This is a genomic window from Pseudomonas sp. HY13-MNA-CIBAN-0226 (genome assembly GCF_040310305.1).
In the GTDB taxonomy this organism is placed as follows: Bacteria; Pseudomonadota; Gammaproteobacteria; order Pseudomonadales; family Pseudomonadaceae; genus Aquipseudomonas; species Aquipseudomonas gregormendelii.
The window spans coordinates 1-378 of sequence record NZ_JBEOPS010000090.1 but is presented as its reverse complement, the minus strand read 5'-3'; the positions used below and the strand labels follow the sequence as shown (position 1 = coordinate 378).

General features: G+C 61.9%; 1 protein-coding gene. It reads right to left on the bottom strand.

Annotation, left to right across the window (positions count from 1 at the left end; all coding sequences use genetic code 11):
• A partial coding sequence (locus AAEZ05_RS27890; RefSeq protein WP_350649781.1) for a phosphatidate cytidylyltransferase occupies positions 1–378 on the bottom strand: 378 nt, incomplete at both ends.

Here is a 378-nt window from a genome sequence, read left to right as displayed (position 1 = left end):
CCACCAGCCCTTGCCAGGCCGGCAACAGGATTGCCAGGCCAATCACCAGCTTGCAGGCCACGCTGGACCATTGGCCACTGGTGCGCGGATAGGTGAGCACCAGGAAAGTCGCCAACGCCCACCACAACACTGCCGCACCCAGTACCCAAGGCGCGATATCCGGCAGGATGTACATGAAGAACAACAACAGCGCGACCACGGCGGCGTAGGCCACGCGCGGCAACTGGTTGACGAAGCCCGCCAGGCGCGCCCATTCCCAGGCACCAAGAGTCACGACCAGGCCGATGAACAGCGCAAAGCCGGAACCGTCGAGCAGGAAAAAACCGCACAAGGCAATCGGCAGCAGGATCAGCGCCGTGATGATTCGTTGTTTAAGCA